Source organism: Marinobacter sp. UBA3604 (assembly GCF_002375325.1).
Lineage (GTDB): Bacteria > Pseudomonadota > Gammaproteobacteria > Pseudomonadales > Oleiphilaceae > Marinobacter > Marinobacter salarius.
This window is the reverse complement of record NZ_DFMB01000021.1, coordinates 1-18,448: the sequence shown is the minus strand read 5'-3', so window position 1 is coordinate 18,448 and position 18,448 is coordinate 1. Positions and strand designations below refer to the sequence as shown.

At 54.8% G+C, this 18,448-nt stretch carries 16 protein-coding genes; 14 read left to right on the top strand and 2 right to left on the bottom strand.

Annotated features, from left to right (window positions below; all coding sequences use genetic code 11):
- Window positions 1–56 precede the first annotated feature (56 nt).
- On the top strand, window positions 57–959 hold the full coding sequence (locus B2590_RS06025) for an ABC transporter permease (RefSeq protein WP_007152407.1): 903 nt from the start codon (window positions 57–59) through the stop codon (window positions 957–959).
- A gap of 9 nt (window positions 960–968) precedes the next feature.
- Entirely contained in the window at window positions 969–1,763 is a 795-nt protein-coding gene (locus B2590_RS06020) for an ABC transporter ATP-binding protein (RefSeq protein WP_007152408.1), read from the top strand.
- 61 nt (window positions 1,764–1,824) lie between these two features.
- Here B2590_RS06020 and B2590_RS06015 read toward each other — a convergent pair whose 3' ends face one another.
- A complete protein-coding gene (locus tag B2590_RS06015; protein WP_041333163.1) occupies window positions 1,825–2,634 on the bottom strand; it encodes a DUF6160 family protein in 810 nt (269 codons plus the stop codon).
- A gap of 586 nt (window positions 2,635–3,220) precedes the next feature.
- Here B2590_RS06015 and B2590_RS06010 point away from each other — a divergent pair.
- The 5 genes from B2590_RS06010 (at window position 3,221) to B2590_RS05990 (ending at window position 12,575) form a co-directional block, all read left to right on the top strand.
- Window positions 3,221–5,359, top strand: coding sequence for an adenosylcobalamin-dependent ribonucleoside-diphosphate reductase (locus B2590_RS06010; protein ID WP_286809904.1), 2,139 nt, complete (start codon window positions 3,221–3,223; stop codon window positions 5,357–5,359).
- 28 nt (window positions 5,360–5,387) lie between these two features.
- Window positions 5,388–6,077, top strand: coding sequence for an NrdJb (locus tag B2590_RS06005; protein ID WP_036208278.1), 690 nt, complete (start codon window positions 5,388–5,390; stop codon window positions 6,075–6,077).
- A gap of 98 nt (window positions 6,078–6,175) precedes the next feature.
- Window positions 6,176–9,883 carry an ATP-binding protein gene (locus B2590_RS06000; protein ID WP_286809905.1) on the top strand — a complete coding sequence of 1,236 codons (3,708 nt, stop codon included), beginning with the start codon at window positions 6,176–6,178 and terminating at the stop codon, window positions 9,881–9,883.
- 369 nt (window positions 9,884–10,252) lie between these two features.
- Entirely contained in the window at window positions 10,253–11,995 is a 1,743-nt protein-coding gene (locus B2590_RS05995; RefSeq protein WP_286809906.1) for a type VI secretion system PAAR protein, read from the top strand.
- The gene (locus tag B2590_RS05990) at window positions 11,985–12,575 is read left to right on the top strand and encodes a DUF2931 family protein (RefSeq protein ID WP_199449282.1); all 591 of its coding nucleotides are present in this window, start codon (window positions 11,985–11,987) and stop codon (window positions 12,573–12,575) included. Before B2590_RS05995 ends, B2590_RS05990 begins: the two co-directional genes overlap by 11 nt.
- A gap of 84 nt (window positions 12,576–12,659) precedes the next feature.
- Here B2590_RS05990 and B2590_RS05985 read toward each other — a convergent pair whose 3' ends face one another.
- Window positions 12,660–12,959 (bottom strand): hypothetical protein, encoded by a 300-nt coding sequence (locus B2590_RS05985; RefSeq protein ID WP_286809907.1) that lies wholly within the window; start codon window positions 12,957–12,959, stop codon window positions 12,660–12,662.
- 355 nt (window positions 12,960–13,314) lie between these two features.
- On the opposite strand from B2590_RS05985, the gene B2590_RS05980 reads away from it, so the two are divergent.
- The 7 genes from B2590_RS05980 (at window position 13,315) to B2590_RS05950 (ending at window position 18,425) form a co-directional block, all read left to right on the top strand.
- Window positions 13,315–13,944 (top strand): LysE family translocator, encoded by a 630-nt coding sequence (locus B2590_RS05980; protein ID WP_286809908.1) that lies wholly within the window; start codon window positions 13,315–13,317, stop codon window positions 13,942–13,944.
- A 10-nt stretch (window positions 13,945–13,954) separates the two neighbouring features.
- Entirely contained in the window at window positions 13,955–14,308 is a 354-nt protein-coding gene (locus B2590_RS05975) for a TfoX/Sxy family protein (protein WP_286809909.1), read from the top strand.
- A gap of 80 nt (window positions 14,309–14,388) precedes the next feature.
- Window positions 14,389–15,129, top strand: a complete 741-nt coding sequence (locus tag B2590_RS05970) for a polar amino acid ABC transporter substrate-binding protein (RefSeq protein WP_286809910.1) — start codon at window positions 14,389–14,391, stop codon at window positions 15,127–15,129.
- 14 nt (window positions 15,130–15,143) lie between these two features.
- The gene (locus B2590_RS05965; protein ID WP_286847907.1) at window positions 15,144–16,247 is read left to right on the top strand and encodes a DNA glycosylase AlkZ-like family protein; all 1,104 of its coding nucleotides are present in this window, start codon (window positions 15,144–15,146) and stop codon (window positions 16,245–16,247) included.
- A 70-nt stretch (window positions 16,248–16,317) separates the two neighbouring features.
- Window positions 16,318–16,860, top strand: a complete 543-nt coding sequence (locus tag B2590_RS05960) for a DinB family protein (protein ID WP_286809911.1) — start codon at window positions 16,318–16,320, stop codon at window positions 16,858–16,860.
- A 178-nt stretch (window positions 16,861–17,038) separates the two neighbouring features.
- Window positions 17,039–17,947: a hypothetical protein gene (locus B2590_RS05955; protein ID WP_286809912.1), complete on the top strand. Its 909-nt coding sequence runs from the start codon at window positions 17,039–17,041 to the stop codon at window positions 17,945–17,947.
- Between the two features lie 25 nt (window positions 17,948–17,972).
- Window positions 17,973–18,425 (top strand): GNAT family N-acetyltransferase, encoded by a 453-nt coding sequence (locus B2590_RS05950; protein ID WP_127401068.1) that lies wholly within the window; start codon window positions 17,973–17,975, stop codon window positions 18,423–18,425.
- The last annotated feature ends 23 nt before the right edge of the window (window positions 18,426–18,448 follow it).

Genomic DNA, 18,448 nt, shown 5'->3' with positions numbered 1-18,448 from the left:
TGTTAGCGGGCGGCCTCACAAGGGCTGCCCGTTTTCATTTACGGTGACCCTATCCCATGCTTAGTAACATTGCCTTTTATGGCGCCATCGAAACCGGCCTGATCTACGGGCTGGTCGCCTTCGGTATCTACCTTTCGTTTCGCGTACTGGACTTCCCGGACCTGACCGTGGACGGCAGCTTTCCCCTGGGCGCCGCCGTGGCAGCCGTCCTTATCATTGAAGGCGTTAACCCCTGGCTGGCCACCGGCGCCGCCGTTATCGCCGGCATGGGTGCCGGTGCGGTAACCGCATTGCTGAACGTCAAACTCAACATTCTCAACCTGCTGGCGTCCATCCTCACGATGATCGCGCTGTACTCTGTGAACCTGCGCATCATGGGCCGGCCCAACATTGCCCTGCTCACCGAGGAAACCGTGCTCACACCCTGGTACGACCTTGGCCTTGCCTACCATCAGGTGCCGGTACTGTTGTTTATCATCGTGGTGATGGTAAGCCTGTTGTTGCTGTGGCGTTTCATGAAATCCGAAACCGGGCTGGCCATGCGCGCCACCGGCGCCAACCCGCGAATGGCCCGTGCACAAGGTATCGCCACCGGTGCCATGATTGTGCTGGGGGTTGCCGTCTCTAACGGCTTGGTAGGCCTCGCCGGTGCCCTGTTCGCCCAGAGCCAGGGCGCTGCAGATGTGACCATGGGTGTGGGCGTGATCGTGATCGGCCTGGCCTCACTGATCGGTGGTGAAGCCGTGCTTACGCCGTCTACGGTTCTCCGAGCCCTGATTGCCTGTGTGATCGGCGCCATCGTCTACCGCCTGGCCATTGCCCTGGCGCTGAACGCTGACTTCCTGGGGCTACAGGCCCAGGACCTGAACCTGATCACCGCCGTGCTGGTCACCCTGGCCATTGTGCTGCCCGGTGTTCGCACGTCCGTTGCCGCGCGGTTTACCCGCAAAAAGGCCTGAGGAGGAAGCATGATTACAGCAACCGACCTGACCCTCACCTTCGGCAAGGGCACGCCGCTGGAAAACCCGGCCCTCCGAGGCATGAGCCTGACCGTCAACCAGGGCGAATTCGTCACCGTGATTGGCAGCAACGGCGCCGGCAAATCCACCTTCCTCAACGCCCTCGCCGGTGAGGTGATGGTGGACAGCGGCAACATCATCGTCGACAACCAGGACGTAACAAAGCTGCCCACCCACAAGCGTGCCGGCCGGGTAGCCCGCGTATTCCAAGACCCGCTGGCGGGCACCTGTGAAGGCCTGACCATCGAGGAAAACCTCGCCCTGGCCATCAAGCGCGGCCAGCGCCGTGGGCTGAGCGCAGCCGTAAAAGCCCGCTACATGGACCAGTTCAAATCCAGCCTGGCCTCCCTCAATTTAGGCCTGGAAAACCGGCTGGGCGACAAGATGGGCCTGCTTTCCGGCGGCCAACGCCAGGCCGTCAGCCTGTTGATGGCCAGCCTGACACCCTCCGCCATCCTGTTGCTGGACGAACACACCGCCGCGCTGGACCCGAAAACCGCCTCCTTCGTGTTGGACCTGACCACACAGATCATCGAAGAACAGAAGCTCACCGCGCTGATGGTCACCCACAGCATGAAACAGGCGCTGGAAGTGGGCGACCGCACAGTGATGCTGCATCAGGGCCAGGTGGTGTTCGACATCGCCGGCCAGGACCGGGAAGGACTGGAAGTGAAAGACCTGCTGGAACTGTTCGAGAAGCAGCGCGGGCTGGAAGTGGACGACGACAGTTTGTTGTTGGGCTAATCACGCTTGCCGGCAAACTCGTCTACGGGGCACCTTGCATGCCCCGTAGACAGTTTGGTTACTAGTGACCGTACACCCGCATCTGGGTATTGGTGATCGCCAGGTCATCAATGAAGATCTGGCCGATCGAGGCCTGCCCCACGATCACCTCCTGCATACCGATGTCCGCCGCAAAGCTGGGCATATCGATCGCCAGGGAGGAGCCACCGTCTGCACGCTGGCCGTTGTAGATGTACAGGTCCACTTCCGCGAACAGGTCCAACACGCTCGGGAAGGTCTGATCGTAGTCCGCACCGGTCAATGAAAGGCCACGAATGCCCACGGCCGCAAACGGCACATCGAAATCCATCACCTCAATGGCAAACGCAGAACGCAGCCTCATGACGTCGGTGTCTGTATCAATGTGAATAGAGCCACGCCCCAACACACCTTCAATGAACAGGTTGTCCATCAGCGCCGTGTTCTGGCCGCCCTGCCCCCACAATTCCCACGCACCGGAGGTCACACGGAAATCTATGGCATTGAAGAATTGCGGGCGGATATTGATGGCCGCATCGCCGTCGGCGAGCACGTCAATGTCAATACGGATGTTGTCCAGCAGATCATTGGAATCCGGCCCACCCAGGCCATTGAAACCAAAGAAGTCTGTCCGTTCCGCACCGCCGATGCTGATATCGCTGATCGTCAGCGACCCTTCATCGGTATAGATAAAGCGGTCCATATTGATCTTGGTTTCCAGCTCAATGGACACACCGGCCTGGCCGGTAATGTTTCCCATTGCGCTGTCCTCCAGCATCACAATGTCTGCCATTGCGGCAGCAGGCAACCCTGCGACGCCCAGCGCAAGCAGTGTTCGTTTCAGGCCTTTCATTATTATGTTCCTTTTATAGTAGTTTTCACTTCCTGTGGGCCACTACCTCTTACGACTCCACATCACTACTTTAGCGACAGGTACAAAACGGGTACGTGCATCGGTCACATTTAACTGACTTTATGAACCTTTTTTCAGATTTTTCACTGCGCAGTTTTTGACCACAACATCTAGTGGTTTCAAGTAAAATGCCTCAACGCGGCGTTTCTGCGGGCATTTCAGGATATTCAAGCATTCATCCATTGATTTTCTTTCGCTATGAGCCGCAATCTATAGTTGTCTTCTTATTCACAGACCACTATATCCTGTTATACTCGTCTCATATTCACCCATATATAGGGTTTGCTCGGCCCGCTCACCACAAACGGCGCGCCAGTAAACCACGCGGGTGACCATCTTTCCTGAAAACCCGCTGTTACGCCCTTTCCAGGGCGGACAGCAGGTTAGAAAAACACCAGATCTAGTGTTTCACCGGATCTGAAGCATAACGGCCTTCCAGGCTGAGACATCTTAACGACACATGGGGTATGGCCGGCTGCGGTTTGCAACGGCCATCAAAAGACATACCGGACATCCGAGGGTGGCAATGAACGCTAAAGCACAGGCAGTGATAACAACAATTCCAATGCAGGAAGCTTCGCTGGACATCTGGAACAGCAAGTACCAACTCAAAACCAAGACCGGCGAACCCGTCGATAAGGACATCGAAGCAACCTACGAGCGTGTTGCCACTGCCCTTGCCGAAGTGGAAAACAAAGCCAACCGCGCCAAGCACAAGAAAGAATTCGTCTGGGCCCTGCGCCACGGTGCCATCCCCGCTGGCCGCATTACCTCCAACGCCGGTGCGGAAGCCCACAAACCAGCCACGTCCACCATCAACTGCACCGTGTCTGGCTCCGTTCAGGACTCCATGAACGACATCCTGGAGAAAAACCACGAAGCCGGCCTCACCCTCAAAGCCGGTTGTGGTATTGGTTATGAATTCTCCACCCTGCGCCCCCGCGGCGCCTACGTGGCCGGTGCGGGTGCCACCACCTCCGGCCCGCTGTCGTTCATGGATATCTTCGACCGCATGTGCTTCACCGTGTCTTCTGCCGGTGGACGCCGTGGCGCCCAGATGGCCACCTTCGACGTACATCACCCGGACGTCATCGACTTCATCCAGGCCAAGCGTGAAGACGGCCGCCTGCGCCAGTTCAACCTGTCGCTGCTGATCACCGAAGACTTCATTGAAGCCGTGCGCAACGGCGACGACTGGCACCTGTCGTTCCCCGTCACCGAGAAAGAAGTGGAAGACGAAGGCCTGGACCTGTCCGACGAAACCCAGTTCGTGTACCGCGACTTCCCGATCCAGAAAGGTTACGTGGTCAATGACGAAGGCAAGGTTGCGTGCCGCATCTACCGCACCCTGAAAGCCCAGTTTATCTGGGACACCATCATGACCAGCACCTACGACTACGCCGAGCCAGGGTTCATCCTGATCGACAAGGTCAACCAGATGAACAACAACTGGTTCTGCGAAGACATCCGCGCCACCAACCCCTGTGGCGAACAGCCTCTGCCCCCGTACGGCAGCTGCCTGCTGGGCTCTGTGAACCTGACCATGTTCGTGGACTACCCGTTCACCGACAAGGCCAGCTTCAACTATGAGAAGTACCGTAAAGTCGTTGGCATCTTCACCCGCATGCTGGACAACGTAGTGGAAATCAATGGTCTGCCGCTGGAAGAGCAGCGCCACGAAATCACCTACAAGCGCCGCCACGGCATGGGCATCCTCGGCCTGGGCTCCACCCTCGCCATGCTGCGTATGCCTTACGGCTCGTCCGAATCCGTGCAGTTTACCGAAGAAGTCGTACGTGAAATGGCCGTGGAAGGCTGGCGCCAGTCCCTGGCCCTGGCCGACGAAAAAGGCCCGGCGCCGATCATGAACGACGACTTTGAAGTCACCCCCAAGATGCTGACCAAGTGCCCGCAGCTGTCCCAGGACGGCTACAAGCTGGGCGACAAGCTCAAGGGCAAGGTACTGCACGCCAAGTACAGCAAGTACATGCAGCAGATCGCTGGCGTGGAGCCGGAACTGATCGAGCAGCTGGCCGAGAAAGGTGGCCGCTTCACGCACCACACCTCCATCGCGCCCACCGGCACCATCAGCCTGTCACTGGCCAACAACGCCAGTAACGGCATCGAGCCCAGCTTCTCGCACCACTACGCGCGCAACATCATCCGCGAAGGTCGCAAGACCAAGGAAAAAGTCGACGTATTCTCCTTCGAGCTGCTGGCCTACCGCCACCTGGTCAACCCCGGTGCCATGCCCTTCTCCGAAGAAGAAGACAAGCGCCTGCCCCACTACTTCACCACGTCTGAAGACGTGACGCCGGCGCAGCACGTGGACATCCAGGCCGCGGCCCAACTGTGGGTGGACTCGTCCATCTCCAAGACCGCCAACGTGCCCCAGGATTTCGCGTATCCGGACTTCAAAGACATCTACATGTACGCCTACGACAAGGGCCTGAAGGGTTGCACCACCTTCCGCTTTAACCCGGAAGCCTTCCAGGGCGTGCTGGTTCAGGAGAAAGACCTGGAAAACACACTGTACGAATTCACCCTGGACGACGGCAGCAAGGTGACCCTCAAGGGCAACGAACAGGTGGAGTACGACGGCGAGCTCCATAACGCCGCCAACCTGTTTGATGCGCTTAAAGAAGGCACCTACGGCAAATACTGATCCCGGGAACCGACACAGGACAACGAACATGACCGTTAAAATCAGCAACAAAATCGTCGGCTACCGCGTAAAGAAAGCCGACCCCGAAGCAGCACAGCCAGCCGCGCAGCCGGAAAACAAACCGGTTGAGATGAACGAATACATCGAACGGCCGGACTTCCTGCTGGGCACCACCTACAAGATCAAGCCGCCAGTGGCCGAGCACGCGATGTACATTACGATTAATGACATCCTGCTCAACGAAGGCACTGACCACGAAAGCCGGCAGCCGTATGAAGTGTTCATCAACTCCAAGTCGATGGAACACTTCCAGTGGGTCATCGCCCTCACCCGCGTTGTCTCCGCCGTGTTCCGCAAAGGCGGCGACGTGACCTTCCTGGTGGAAGAGCTGCGCAGCGTGTACGACCCCAACGGCGGCTACTTCAAGAAAGGCGGCGTATTCATGCCCTCTCTCGTCGCCGAAATCGGCGCCGTGATCGAGAAGCACCTCAAGGCCATCGGCCTGATTGAAAGCGAGGAAATGAGCGAAGTCACCAAACGCATCCTCGCCGAAAAACGCGCCGAATTCGAAGCCAGCCACACCACGGCCACGAACGACGACAAAGCCGGCGACTACCCACCCAACGCCACCATGTGCGGCAAGTGCAGCACCAAGGCGGTGATCGTGATGGACGGGTGTGCGACTTGCCTGTCTTGTGGCGATAGTAAGTGCGGTTGAGGTGATTGACTGCGATGTGTGATGGGAAGGCCTGGAGTGTTAAAGCTTCGGGCCTTTTTTGTTTTCGGAGTCATTGGAATCAATTGAGCGTTTCATGATTGCGCAGCACAAAACCTAACAACTTAGCTGTTTCGCTTTGCAAGTTAGCCTTTCGTGCATTTTCGTTTCTTGAAGGATACGTTATTCAGCATCGTATGATAAATACCATCACCTTCCTAACACGTTGGCTTGCCGACAGGCTCGATGGCATCGCGTCTCGGCTGGAAAGCAAATATCGCTCCGCCAACTTGCAATCGAAGTTCGTGGACCTTGCGCCAACTGATAAGGCAGATAAGGCTGGCGTATATTCAGAAGCGATTCTGTTTGCGACGAACAATGATAAGGTCTCCAACATTGCTCTAACCGGTCCCTACGGGTCAGGAAAGAGCAGCATCATCCAATCCTTCTTGAAGAGGTATCGGCGGCCTGCGCTTCATATTTCTCTTGCTGCGTTTGTTCCCGAGGCCGATTCGGGGGTCGAGAAGGTGAGCCGTCAAGAGATTGAGAGAAGCATCCTGCAGCAGATGCTGTATGGTGCTGACGCCAACAAGCTTCCGCTATCGCGGTTCAAAAGAATTCAGTCGCCCGGCGTTGGGTCGGTTTTTAGATCTCTTTACATAATGCTTGGAATTCTCGCGCTTTGGTACGTGTTTCATCAGCGAGAAGACATCATCAGCGGCGCTTTTTTCGTTCCGCTCTCGCTCAGCCATTGGCTCAACCTGGGGAGCCTAGTAATAGCGGCAACATTCCTCTGGGTAACGATACATCACTTCTATGTCGCGAGCTTCGGTTTGTCACTCAAGGGCATCTCGTTGAAGGACGTTGAGATAAAACCTGCACATGATGACCAAGCTTCCATATTGAACCGTCACCTAGACGAAATAATCTACTTCTTCCAATCAACCAATTACGACCTTGTAGTAATTGAGGATATAGATCGATTTGAAGATGCCGAAATTTTCGTCACACTGCGCGAAATTAATAGCCTCGTGAACGAGAACGCAGGGGTGAAACGCACCATCAGATTTCTATACGCCCTGCGCGACGACATGTTTGTTAACACCGATCGAACCAAGTTCTTCGAATTCATCATTCCCGTCATACCGATCATCAACACATCGAATTCGATCGACATGGTATTGGAGCAGGGACGGAGACTTGAACTTGACGGGCGCCTTGATCCGCAATTTCTGAGAGAGGTCTCACGTTACCTGAACGACCTGAGATTGATTCAGAACATCTTTAATGAATACGCCATTTATGTGGCGAATTTGGAAACTGATGGAGAGAATCTGCTCGACGCCAACAAGCTCCTTGCGATACTGATCTATAAAAACGTCTATCCAAGGGACTTTGAACAGCTGCACCGCGGCACGGGGACTCTCGCTGAAATATTGAACCGCCAAGGCGAGCTCATTGGGCATGGTGAGGCCACGTATAGGACCGAGATCGCGGAACTAGAAAAGCGGCTAGAAGTCGCCGAGCGACAGACGCCTTCGGACCTGAGAGAGTTGCGGCAAATCTACGCTATGGCTCTGATCGAGGAGCTTCCAGCGAATGTTATTAGCGTTCGTATTGATGGATCACAATGGATCCCTCTTCCACAGTTGATCAGCCACGATGCATTCGAGCAGCTTATAGAGGCTCCCCGCCTTATCGGCCGTAACGTCAATGGTCAACAACATCAGGTCGATGTTTCCAAATTGCAAAACGAGGTGGACTCCCAGAAATCCTACCAGCAACGCAAGGAGGAGATCGAAAGCAAGACGGCTGATAATAAGAACAAGAGCTTGCGCCAAATACGTGATCTAAAATCAAAGATCACAGCGCTTCGCACGACTAAGCTCAAGGAGCTGTTGCGTTTGAACGCCGACCGCGTGCAGGATCTCTTCGAGAACTTCGATGAAAACGGGGAGCTTGCCCGTTTTCTGATTCTGGAAGGCCATCTCGACGATACCTACTACCAATACACTTCACTCTTTCACTCAGGCCGTTTGTCGCCCAATGACAATAAGTTTTTGATCCAGATAAGAGCATTTGTCACGCCTGAGCCCGGTTTTCCTATCGACAATCCAAAAGAGGTCATCGCCGCGATGCGAGATGAAGACTTCCGGCAAAGCTACGTCTTGAACGTTAAGCTTGTCGATAGCCTCCTGAGTGACCGGGGCAGTTACCTCGACCAAACGCGGAAGCTTTTCGAGTTGCTCTCGTCCCAGTTCGAGAGCTGCGAGGACTTTTTCGATGCCTATTACACCAGCGGTCGCGATGTTGCAGGACTTCTTTCCGGGCTAGTCAAAGCTTGGAAAGGTCTAGTTCCAACTGTCATTGCGAGCCCTAATAATATCTCCCACGTCACCCAACTGGTCTCGAACCTACCGGAAACCTCGCTCAGACAGCTCGCAAGGGATTTTGAGGAGTTACCGGAATTTGTTTCCGCGAACCTTCCAGAGATTCTGGTGAATTCACCCGAACTCGAACCGGAACGCCTTGCATGTCTCGACTTTGAGATCAAAGATCTTGCAGCAATCAAAGAACACTCTGAAATTGTACGTGTCATGTTCGAGGAGGAGCTTTTCGAACTCACGATCTCGAATCTGGAGTATGTCTACCAAGAGATTTTGGGAGAGAACGATCTAGAGTCCCTACATGAAAAGAACTTCACGACTATACGTTCGACGAATAGTGCACCCTTGATTAATCGAGTAGAGCGCGATTTACATCGATACCTCCATGAGATTCTCTTGGAGCTTCAAGAAAACTCAAAGGAGGTTGCCTCCGCAATTCTAGACGTGATACGCCACGATGATATTGATCATGATGATCTTCGAGAGTTTCTTGAACGACAGACAGCTCAGTTGCCATCTTTGGAGGACGTGCCTGAAAGATTACAGGCGATGCTGTTCGACCAAAGCGTGATCCAGCCAACTTGGGAAAATTGTTTGGCCTTCATGGAAAGTGAAGGATTCGAGGCGAATAGCTTAATTGGTTATCTTGATCAAGAGATGGTTCGTGCTGCCATCCTGGAACACCCAATACCAAGCGACACGGATTCACGGCAACTGCGTTTATTCATATTTAACGCAGGCTCTCTATCTGATGCCGCCTATCAAGAATACGCTCGCGCCCTGCCGAGGCCAATCCAGACCCTACCGGAAGCACTCGAGCCGGAAAAAATTCGAATCCTTATAGATGAACGAAAAGTCTCATTTACTCAGGAAAACCTTGACTGGCTCGCCGACACCAGGCCTTTGCAGGTACGATTCGTAGCGATCAACATGGATGATTATCTGGCCGATCCAGAAAACCTTGTAATCGATGATGACCTTCGAGAGGAGCTGCTTCAATCTGAAATCGATAATGCAGCCAAGCTCCAGATAATCGAAATGATGGACCTCGAAGCGCTAGTCGATCTTCCCGAACGTTCAGCTCTTATAGGCTCGATTCTTGGAAAAACCGACGCCAACATAGCCAACTTAAATGGGAGTGTTGCGCAATCTCTGATAACGCATTCCACGTCGATTGCGATGCAAATTTCACTCTTTAACAAATTTCAGTTTCTCATGACGGACGATGAAGTGCGTCATGTATTGACCAATCTACCGAAACCATTTTCTGAGATAAGAACTGGGCGTAATACGCCGAAACTGAAAAATACTCGTGAGAATCAGGACTTGGTCAGATGGCTTGATTCAAGACATATTATTTCGTCATGGAGTGAGAGGAGCGTCTTCAATGACGACATAAGGGTGAATCTATACAGGAGCTGATAAACGGCTTCTAGATTCTGCACTGTCTCGACGTCCGCGTTATGCCGCCCAGAATGCCACACACTGAACAAGCGCTTCGGGCCAGCTCTTGCATGCCGGTAATTGAACGATATCGAAGGGTCCACCAATAGACTAGCGCATTAGCAAAAGCCCGATCTACGCCCAGTGCCTAAGGCGGTGGCGTTATGGCGGAACCTGGAATCTAGTACTCCTTGACACCCTATTGCACCTTGCTAGACTCCGACTTGGCTGCAAGGAGCGTGGTTAGCTCTGAATGATAGTCACGCAAGGGCGCGCAGGCCCGGCAAGGATGCCTCGGGAATTCTGAAAGATATCCCAAGATCTTCATGGATGAGCAAGGAGCGATCAATGAGCGGCAAAAAAGTCGTCCTGGTCGGAGACCTCGGTACGGATCACCAAGGTTTCCCACCCACCCCGGTAATCAGCGGTTCCCCCAATGTACTAATCGACGGCAAGCCAGTTGCCCGGGTAAGTGACCAACTCACCCCCCATTCCAAGCCCAAACATCCACCCCACCCACGCACCATTGCTTCCGGTTCAAGCACGGTTTTCATTAATGGCTTACCAGTGGCCACTACCGGTGGTGCGATTTCCTGTGGTGGGGTTACCATTGGCAGTAGTAGCGCGGTGGTTGGCGATACCCATACACCGGTATCTTTCTCTGGTCTTTCACGGACGAATCCTCACCCTAGCCCTGTAAGCGCAGAATCCAGTTCAACTCGAAACCGCAACACCGGCTCACCGGCCCCTTCGGGAACGCAACTGCGCAGTGGCACATCCAGCTACAGCGGCGGAGGTGGAGCTTCAGTCGCAAACTCCTCTCAAGCCATCAAGGCTATTGACGAGTCCAGCAAGACCCTGCGCCTGGGCGTGTTCTTCGATGGCACCGGCAACCACAGGGGCAATGACCAGATCCTGACTAATCGCGATATGACAAATGTGACAAAGCTGCATGACTTATATCGGGAGAGGGCCAATGTGCGGCGGATCTATGTTCGTGGCCCTGGCACCATTGACGGCAATCACACTCCTGATGGCTTTGAGGCTCCGGAGGACCTGATGGGGCTGGGCTTGGGCATAGGTCCTGAGGGCGGACATGACAGGATAGAATTTGCGATTACAAGGATGCGAGATGAAATCAATGTCGGGGACTACGACGAAGTGATCTTCGATGTCTTTGGCTTCAGCCGTGGCGCGGCCCTGGCCCGGCATTTTGTCAATCTAATCGGCGAGCAGCCGGAAACTTTCCAGCTTCCCCAATTCAATGGCGCCTCGCTGTCTGCTCCGATGCTGGGGTTCAAGCCGGTGCCCGCTTTCCCATCTGGTTTGAAGGTGCGGGTAAATTTCGTTGGCCTGTTTGACACCGTGGGTAGTTTCTACATGCCGGGAAACGACGTCAATCTGGACTTCAACCTTAACCTATCTTCAGGCAGTGCCAATAGAGTGGTGCAACTTACCGCCTACCATGAGATCCGCAAGAACCTCCCTTTGAGCAGTATTATGGATGCCAACGGCAATGGCCCATCACACTTTACGGAAATCGCCGTACCCGGAGCTCACTCCGATGTGGGGGGCGGTTACGAGAATCCGGACCAAGGCTTCGAGAACATTGAGAAGATTGTTCTGGGCATCCACTCCGGCCTCGCCGACGGAGGCCACACCCAACGCACAGCCCTTCCGCAACTTGAAGCGCAGTACGCGCGGCCAGGCCGGACCGTGGTGGCGGTTCCCCAACCGAACGGCGATATCCATGTACAGGAGCGCCGACGCACTCGCAAGGAACTGGCGATCCATCACCTGCACAGAATGTACGATCTCGCAAAACAGAGCGACGTGCCGTTCAGGCAAATGAACACGAATGACAAGGACTACCAAATCCCCCAGGACTTGCAGGATGCTCTGGCCACTTGGCAAGCAAACGAGGGATCGCTGGCGGTGGCAAGGGATTATCTGGGAGGATACATCCATACCTCACATAGTATCTACGAGCTTGGGCTGGGCCCGGAACCTTCCGGTAAGCGGACGGTGTTTTACAACAGGCCAGCTCAAGCCATAACTCCCGTCAAGGAAGGAGTTGCGCGTGCGCAATAACACCACTGCCAGGGCCGCCTTTTCAATCCTGCTGCTGTTTTTGGTAACAGCCTGCTCTTCGGAACCTCGCGAGTACGATTTTGCCGTATCCGTTGCGGGTGGGCCTGAAGGTTGGCCGGTCTGGGTTGAAGACATCACTTTTGATCAATCCTGGAGTGTACCTGCAGGGGGCATTGAGCATGGCTTTGACCAACGCCCGCCACAGGGAGGCGTGGCGATGATAAGCCCGAAAAGCGCACCCAGCATCGTACATGCCCGTTGGTTCTCCTACCGCACCCAGATGTTCCATGAAGTCACCTTCTCACTCCCCGATGACCTCGACGAGAAGTTACGCCAGTGGTATCAGGACTACCCGCTTGACGACTACAGTCATACGCTGATCGTTGGGTTCTCTGGAAAGGGTGAGGCGCTGGCCTGGTGGGAAGCATTCTGCTCCACCTGCGACTATGACCGAAGCCACGATTTCAGCACGCCTCTGATCGAAAACGTCCAGGCCGAAGTCGCCGATGGCGACCCAAGCGGCTACCGATTGCAAACCCAGGAGTTGATTGATGAGGGGGGCATGCCCTCACCCTGGTAGCCAGGTCGGCACGACTTTGCGGTGCACGTAGGGGGCAGTACATTTTTATATGCTTTCCCCTCACCCGTTGGCTTGACCGTATATCTAATTGCCAATCACCGGCGCAGACCACCACACTGGCTGAATCAATATTATCGGCATCATTGCCAAGGCAATGCCCCAAAACACCACGGCCGTTGCCCTGCCCCGCTGGTAGTAATATGACGCAGCCCATAACAATGCACTGACAACCAGCGCAGTCAGATACAAAAACACTGCATAGACTCCAACACCTTCCCCAGCAACAATGAATCGGCTGAAAACATAGAAGATCCAGGCCTGCACAGCCGCAATTAGCAACAGCGCTGCCGGATACAACGCTTTGCGTAGAATTGACGCATTCATTGCCGATCACCCGGGCCCAGAAATACCGCCCTTTTGCCATTCATGCCACTCTCCTTGGCTAATTTCCCAGTCGTCCGTCACGCATTATTTTTCCACATTTGATGTGAACATTAGAGGAATCTAGCGGGTTTCTCGAGCCTTGAGGGTAATGTTTTTCGATTTGCCACATGCAAGAGCACGTTGAGATACGTTTTTACATGTCACGCCTCGCCCGCTATCTTGATCATATCTGCCCCGAAGAAACCTTGAAATGGTCGGGAAAACCTGATAGGCCCGCAAATGACAGCCTCAGCAATCGGCAAAACCCCCACACGGACATCGTGGTTACTCGCATCCCGGACATGGAGGACGTTTCGTGGCAATTGAATCCTGGTTTACCTTTGTCGTCGCGTCAGCGGTTCTACTGGTTATTCCCGGCCCTACAATTCTGGCCGTCATCAGTTACTCCGTTGCTCATGGTCGCCGTGCCAATATTCCTCTGGTGGCTGCGGTCGCGCTCGGTGACTCTACGGCATTGTTTGCGTCACTTGTGGGGTTGGGGGCGTTGCTTGCGGTATCTGCGTTTTGGTTCACAGTTGTAAAAATAGCAGGTGGTTTATACCTGCTTTACCTTGGTATCAGGTTGTTTCGGGCAGGCTTCTCTCCCACTGAAATGGCGGAGCCGGCGCCTGACTCCTCCCATTTGAAGTTGTTCACCAACACGTATTTAGTAACGGCGCTCAACCCAAAGGGCATTGTTTTCTTCATGGCTTTTTTACCGCAATTCATCACGCCGGGTGGAAACGGGGTGTTCCAAATGTGGTTGCTTGCACTCACTTTTGTTGCCTTGGCCACCATCAATGCCACGCTTTATACAGTTTTCGCATCCTCGGCACGTCGGCTGCTTGTCTCGCCCAAAGCACAGCGTAGGTTTAATTTTGCAGGTGGTGCGTTACTTTCAACAGCAGGTATTTGGGCATTGTTTGCCAAACGTCCGGCGATATAGAAGCGAACGAATGAGCGAATTCGTCGAAAACCTCAATGATATATTTTGCCAGTTCGGCCCGGTTTCCGTTCGGCGTATGTTCGGTGGCTATGGTGTGTACCACGATGGCCTAATGTTTGGCCTTGTTGCGGATGATGTTCTGTATTTGAAGGTCGATGGGGAATCGATGGGTCGGTTTACAGAGCTGGATTTGGAGCCGTTCGAATACGAGAAAAATGGCGCTAAGATTAAGATGTCTTACTACATGGCACCGGAGAGCACTTTCGATGATCCAGAACAAGCGAAAGAATGGGCGACCCTGGCGTTCGATGCGGCGCTCCGGGCCAGGAAACCAGCAGCAAGAACCAAGGCAAACAAGAAATGACAGCCTACGTAATGGGCCATGGACTTACCTCGGCGCAGTGGGCACTCCTAGCCTATGATTAGAGCATAGGAGGAGTTTTCATGAGGATAGGCTTGCTGATCATCGTAGTATTCTGGTCCCTCCCGGTTTCGTCCCAAACGCTCGAGATAATGGGGTCGGACGAGGGCTTTCTGCCGTTCTATTACGGTGACACCCTTAACAAGGGCATTCTGGTCGAGGCGATCAATGAGTTCACCCTGGAGGCCGGGATCGCAGCCGATTTCCGCCCGATGCCGCGCAAACGCCAGGCCTGGGCCCTGGAAGAAGGACAAGCCAACGCGGTTTTTGCCAACCCGCGATGGATGCCACTGCCAGACCGGATGCACGCCGTAGGACCGGTGTTAACCTGGCGTGATCGTGTGTTCGCACAACCTGGCCTACAACCGGGCTCCTTCGATGATCTTGATGGCCGCATCTGTCTGCGCAAATGGTTTGTCTACAGCGATCAACTTGAGCGGCGGATTGGCACCGACCTCGCCCGTCATGACGCTTACAATGCCCAACAGATGCTGGGCATGTTTCTGAACAAGCGGTGCGATTACGTCGTCATGAACGAAATGGAGTTCCGGTTTCTGGCCAAGCTGGTGGAGGTTGATCCGGATGGTTACAGCACGAAACTGGTCGACGCCGAATGGCCGGTCTATCTTGGTATCCTCAAAACCGAGGCGGCTCTGATTGAAGCGGCGGAAGCTTTTTTCGCTACCCGCACGGTTGATGCGGAAGCCATGCTACCCAAACTGCCGCCGCCGGACCGACATATCTCGATTCAGCCGGACAAGTAAGGCAACTGATTACTATGACCGCTCCCCTCACCATGGATCATTTGCGCCGCTACGCCATCTCGCGCAGTCTCTTCAAGCCGACCACTTTGTCACGTGCGATCAATAAACTGGGTTTTGTCCAGCTCGACCCAATACGAGCGCCGGCCCGGGCGCAGGATTTGACGCTCCGCCATCGTGTTATCGACTACCACGCGGGTGACCTGGAGGCTCGCTACCCTCGCCTGGCGATCGAGGAAGACTTCTTTATCAACTACGGGGTTCTGCCCCGCACCACGCAGCGCCTTATGCACCCGCGCACGGCGCGCACCGAGTGGCCACGCTCACGCTGGGAACAGGCGCAGGCGGTGCAGGAATTTGTGCAAAGCCGTGGTGTCGTTCACCCGCGCGAGGTGGACTCAGCCTTCGAGCATGGCACCACTAAGAATTGGTTCGGCGGTAATAGCCGTGCCAGTACGCAGCTCCTGGACGGCATGCATTATCGTGGGCTGCTGCGTGTGGCAAAGCGCGAAGCCGGGGTACGCCTTTATGCGCCGCCGCTCGCTGATGAGCACGACGCGGTGAACCCGGATACCACACTGGACGCATTGGTCGACGTAGCAGTCGCAAAGTATGCCCCGCTGCCTGCGGCTACGCTCAGCCGCCTGGTAACGAGCGTGAGCTCTTCAGCGGTCCCGCAGTGGCGCGAGCGTCGTCGTGAAGCACTCGCGCGTGCAAAGGCTCGCCTGCCCCAGGCGACCGTGGATGGCTGTCGCTGGTTTTGGCCCATCGGCGAGAATCCTGGCAGTCGCCGCTTTGCGGGTAACAATGTGCTGGATGACCGCCTGCGCCTACTGGCGCCCTTCGATCCTTTAGTTTGGGACCGCGATCGCTTTGAGCGTTTCTGGGGCTGGGCCTACCGTTTTGAGGCCTACACTCCGGCACCAAAACGGGTGCGTGGTTACTATGCACTACCTATGCTGTGGCGCGGTCATGTCATAGGCTGGGCTAATGCCGCCGTACGTAATGGACAACTGGAGCTAGAGCCAGGGTACGTGCGCGGACATGCCCCAGACGACACCGCGTTCAATCCAGCGTTGCAGGACGAGCGGGTACGCCTCGAGCGCTTTCTTTCGCTGTGAGGCTCGGTGTGCGTGCGTAAAATGAGAGCAGTGTACTTGAAGTGACACCCTCCACCTGGGAGAAGCCCCGATGGGTCTGAAAGAACATTTCCAATTATTGGCCGCTTACAATCAGTGGATGAACGCAAAGGTCTACGAAGCGGCCGGTCGCCTCTCCGCCTCGGAGCTAACCAAGGACCGTGGGGCCTTCTTCGGCTCCATTCTGGGAACGCTCAATCACATCGTTGTGGCTGACACCCTATGGTTCAAACGTTTCGTGACCCACCCATCCTGCCTGGACTCATTTCAGGCTGTCGTTGATCTTGAAAACCCTAAGAGCCTGGATCAGATTGTCTTTGACGATCTGGACGGCTTGAAGGAACACCGGATCTGGCTGGATCGCCAGATAATCGAATGGACATCCCTGCTTTCAGAAGAGGACCTGGATTTTGTTCTCACCTACCACAACATGAAAGGTATTCCTGCCAGTAAGCGGTATTCAATCCTGGTTCTTCATTTCTTCAACCATCAAACCCACCACCGCGGGCAAGTTTCAACGTTGCTGTCGCAGATGGGCGTGGATGTTGGCGTTACCGACCTGTTAGCACTGATACCAGATGAAACCCAGGGATAACCAAAGCCGGTTTTGAGGTGACTCCGGACTGGCGAACAGCCACGCTGGCCTCAGGATAGAAAATCACGTCTACACTCAAAGTGGTGAAGGGTTAGCTGCGCCCCAATATAGGAGCAAGAAGTGCAGCACCATTCGTACTGGGAATAATCACGATTGGTAATGATTAAGGAAGAAAACAATGTCTGCCCAACTACTCAAGATTTGTCTGCCTGCCCTGCTTCTCCTAAGTGCCTGTGCTGTGAAAACCGGCGGCCTACCCGGAGATCCCGCCCATCTAAAAGTTGAGCCCAAGCTGTTCTGCCCGGGCGATGAAGTAACCGTCAGTTGGGATGTCGGCAATATCCCGCGAGATAGATCTCATTGTGTTGTTCTGGGCGAGGATTACACGTCCGACGCTAGCTGCGGCAGCACGGCTGAATGCCCTACGGATGGCAGTTGCATTGATGGGTTTTGCTGTCCTTCCTCGTTTCCGACCGGCATTGCGCAGTCCTGCCCGAACCATAATGGATGCTACCCGCCGTTCGAACTGGCCGTTACCGCAGATACGCTCACGCTTACCCCACCGGTGAACAACGAGAACGAGGAATTAGCCGGCTCGCGGACCGTTATGCCCACCGCCACCACTATTTTCAACGGCCAGGTCAGTTTTGAAGGCGAAAACTACACCATGGCGGGAACCACAGAAATGGTGCAACTCACCCCGCCATCCACCCCGGTCTATGAGTTTCCGTTTGTGTGCACCGGTGCAAATCCGGGATGGCTACCGCTCGATCTTGATGAGGAATTTGGCTGGAGAGAGCGTCGATATGCCAGCGACAACGTGCGGGTTGTCAATGTGCGTAACACAACGGGCCACACCATCCAGCTACGTACGAACAACCCGGCAGTCGGCCCGGTCACGCTGGAACCGGGGCAACGCACTGACGCCTTTAATGGCCACCCGCAAGGAGAATGGTCTGCGAGCCTGTCTCCCAGTGACCCTGCTTCTCTTGTACCTCCGCGCTGCGGAGCCACCGACATTTCCGATCCTTGGCCCGACCTGCAGGTCGAAGCGACCTTGGAATGCGCGAATCCCGATATGGATTAGATTCATCACTCCGTAGGCATACTGAATGAATGTAGAAGTCTCGATCACAGAAGGAAGAACTGAGCACCTATCAGAGATACGCGGCCTGATCCTGGAATGGGGTTACTCCGTCAACGAATCCCAGGCTCGGGAATGGCTCATGGCATTACTGGAATCCCCGAGCCATCAGATATGGGTAGCTATTTCAGATGCCGCAGTGGTTGGGTGGGCGGTCGCCGAGAGGCGTATTTCTATCCGTGAGCTGTTTACCTCTGAGATCACTGGGCTGGTTGTGAGCGCCAATGTTCGACGGGCGGGTGTTGGGCGCTTGCTCGTTCAGGCTGTTGAAGACTGGTCCCGCGCCAAAGGGCTGTCACGGGTTGTGGTACGATCCAATGTGAGTCGTTCGGAGTCCCATGGGTTTTACCCGTCTATCGGTTTCGAGCATACAAAGACGACTCATGTTTATGTGAAAGATCTGGATGGGTCCACGCTATGAAGTGTAGTTGCCCCCGCTAAACC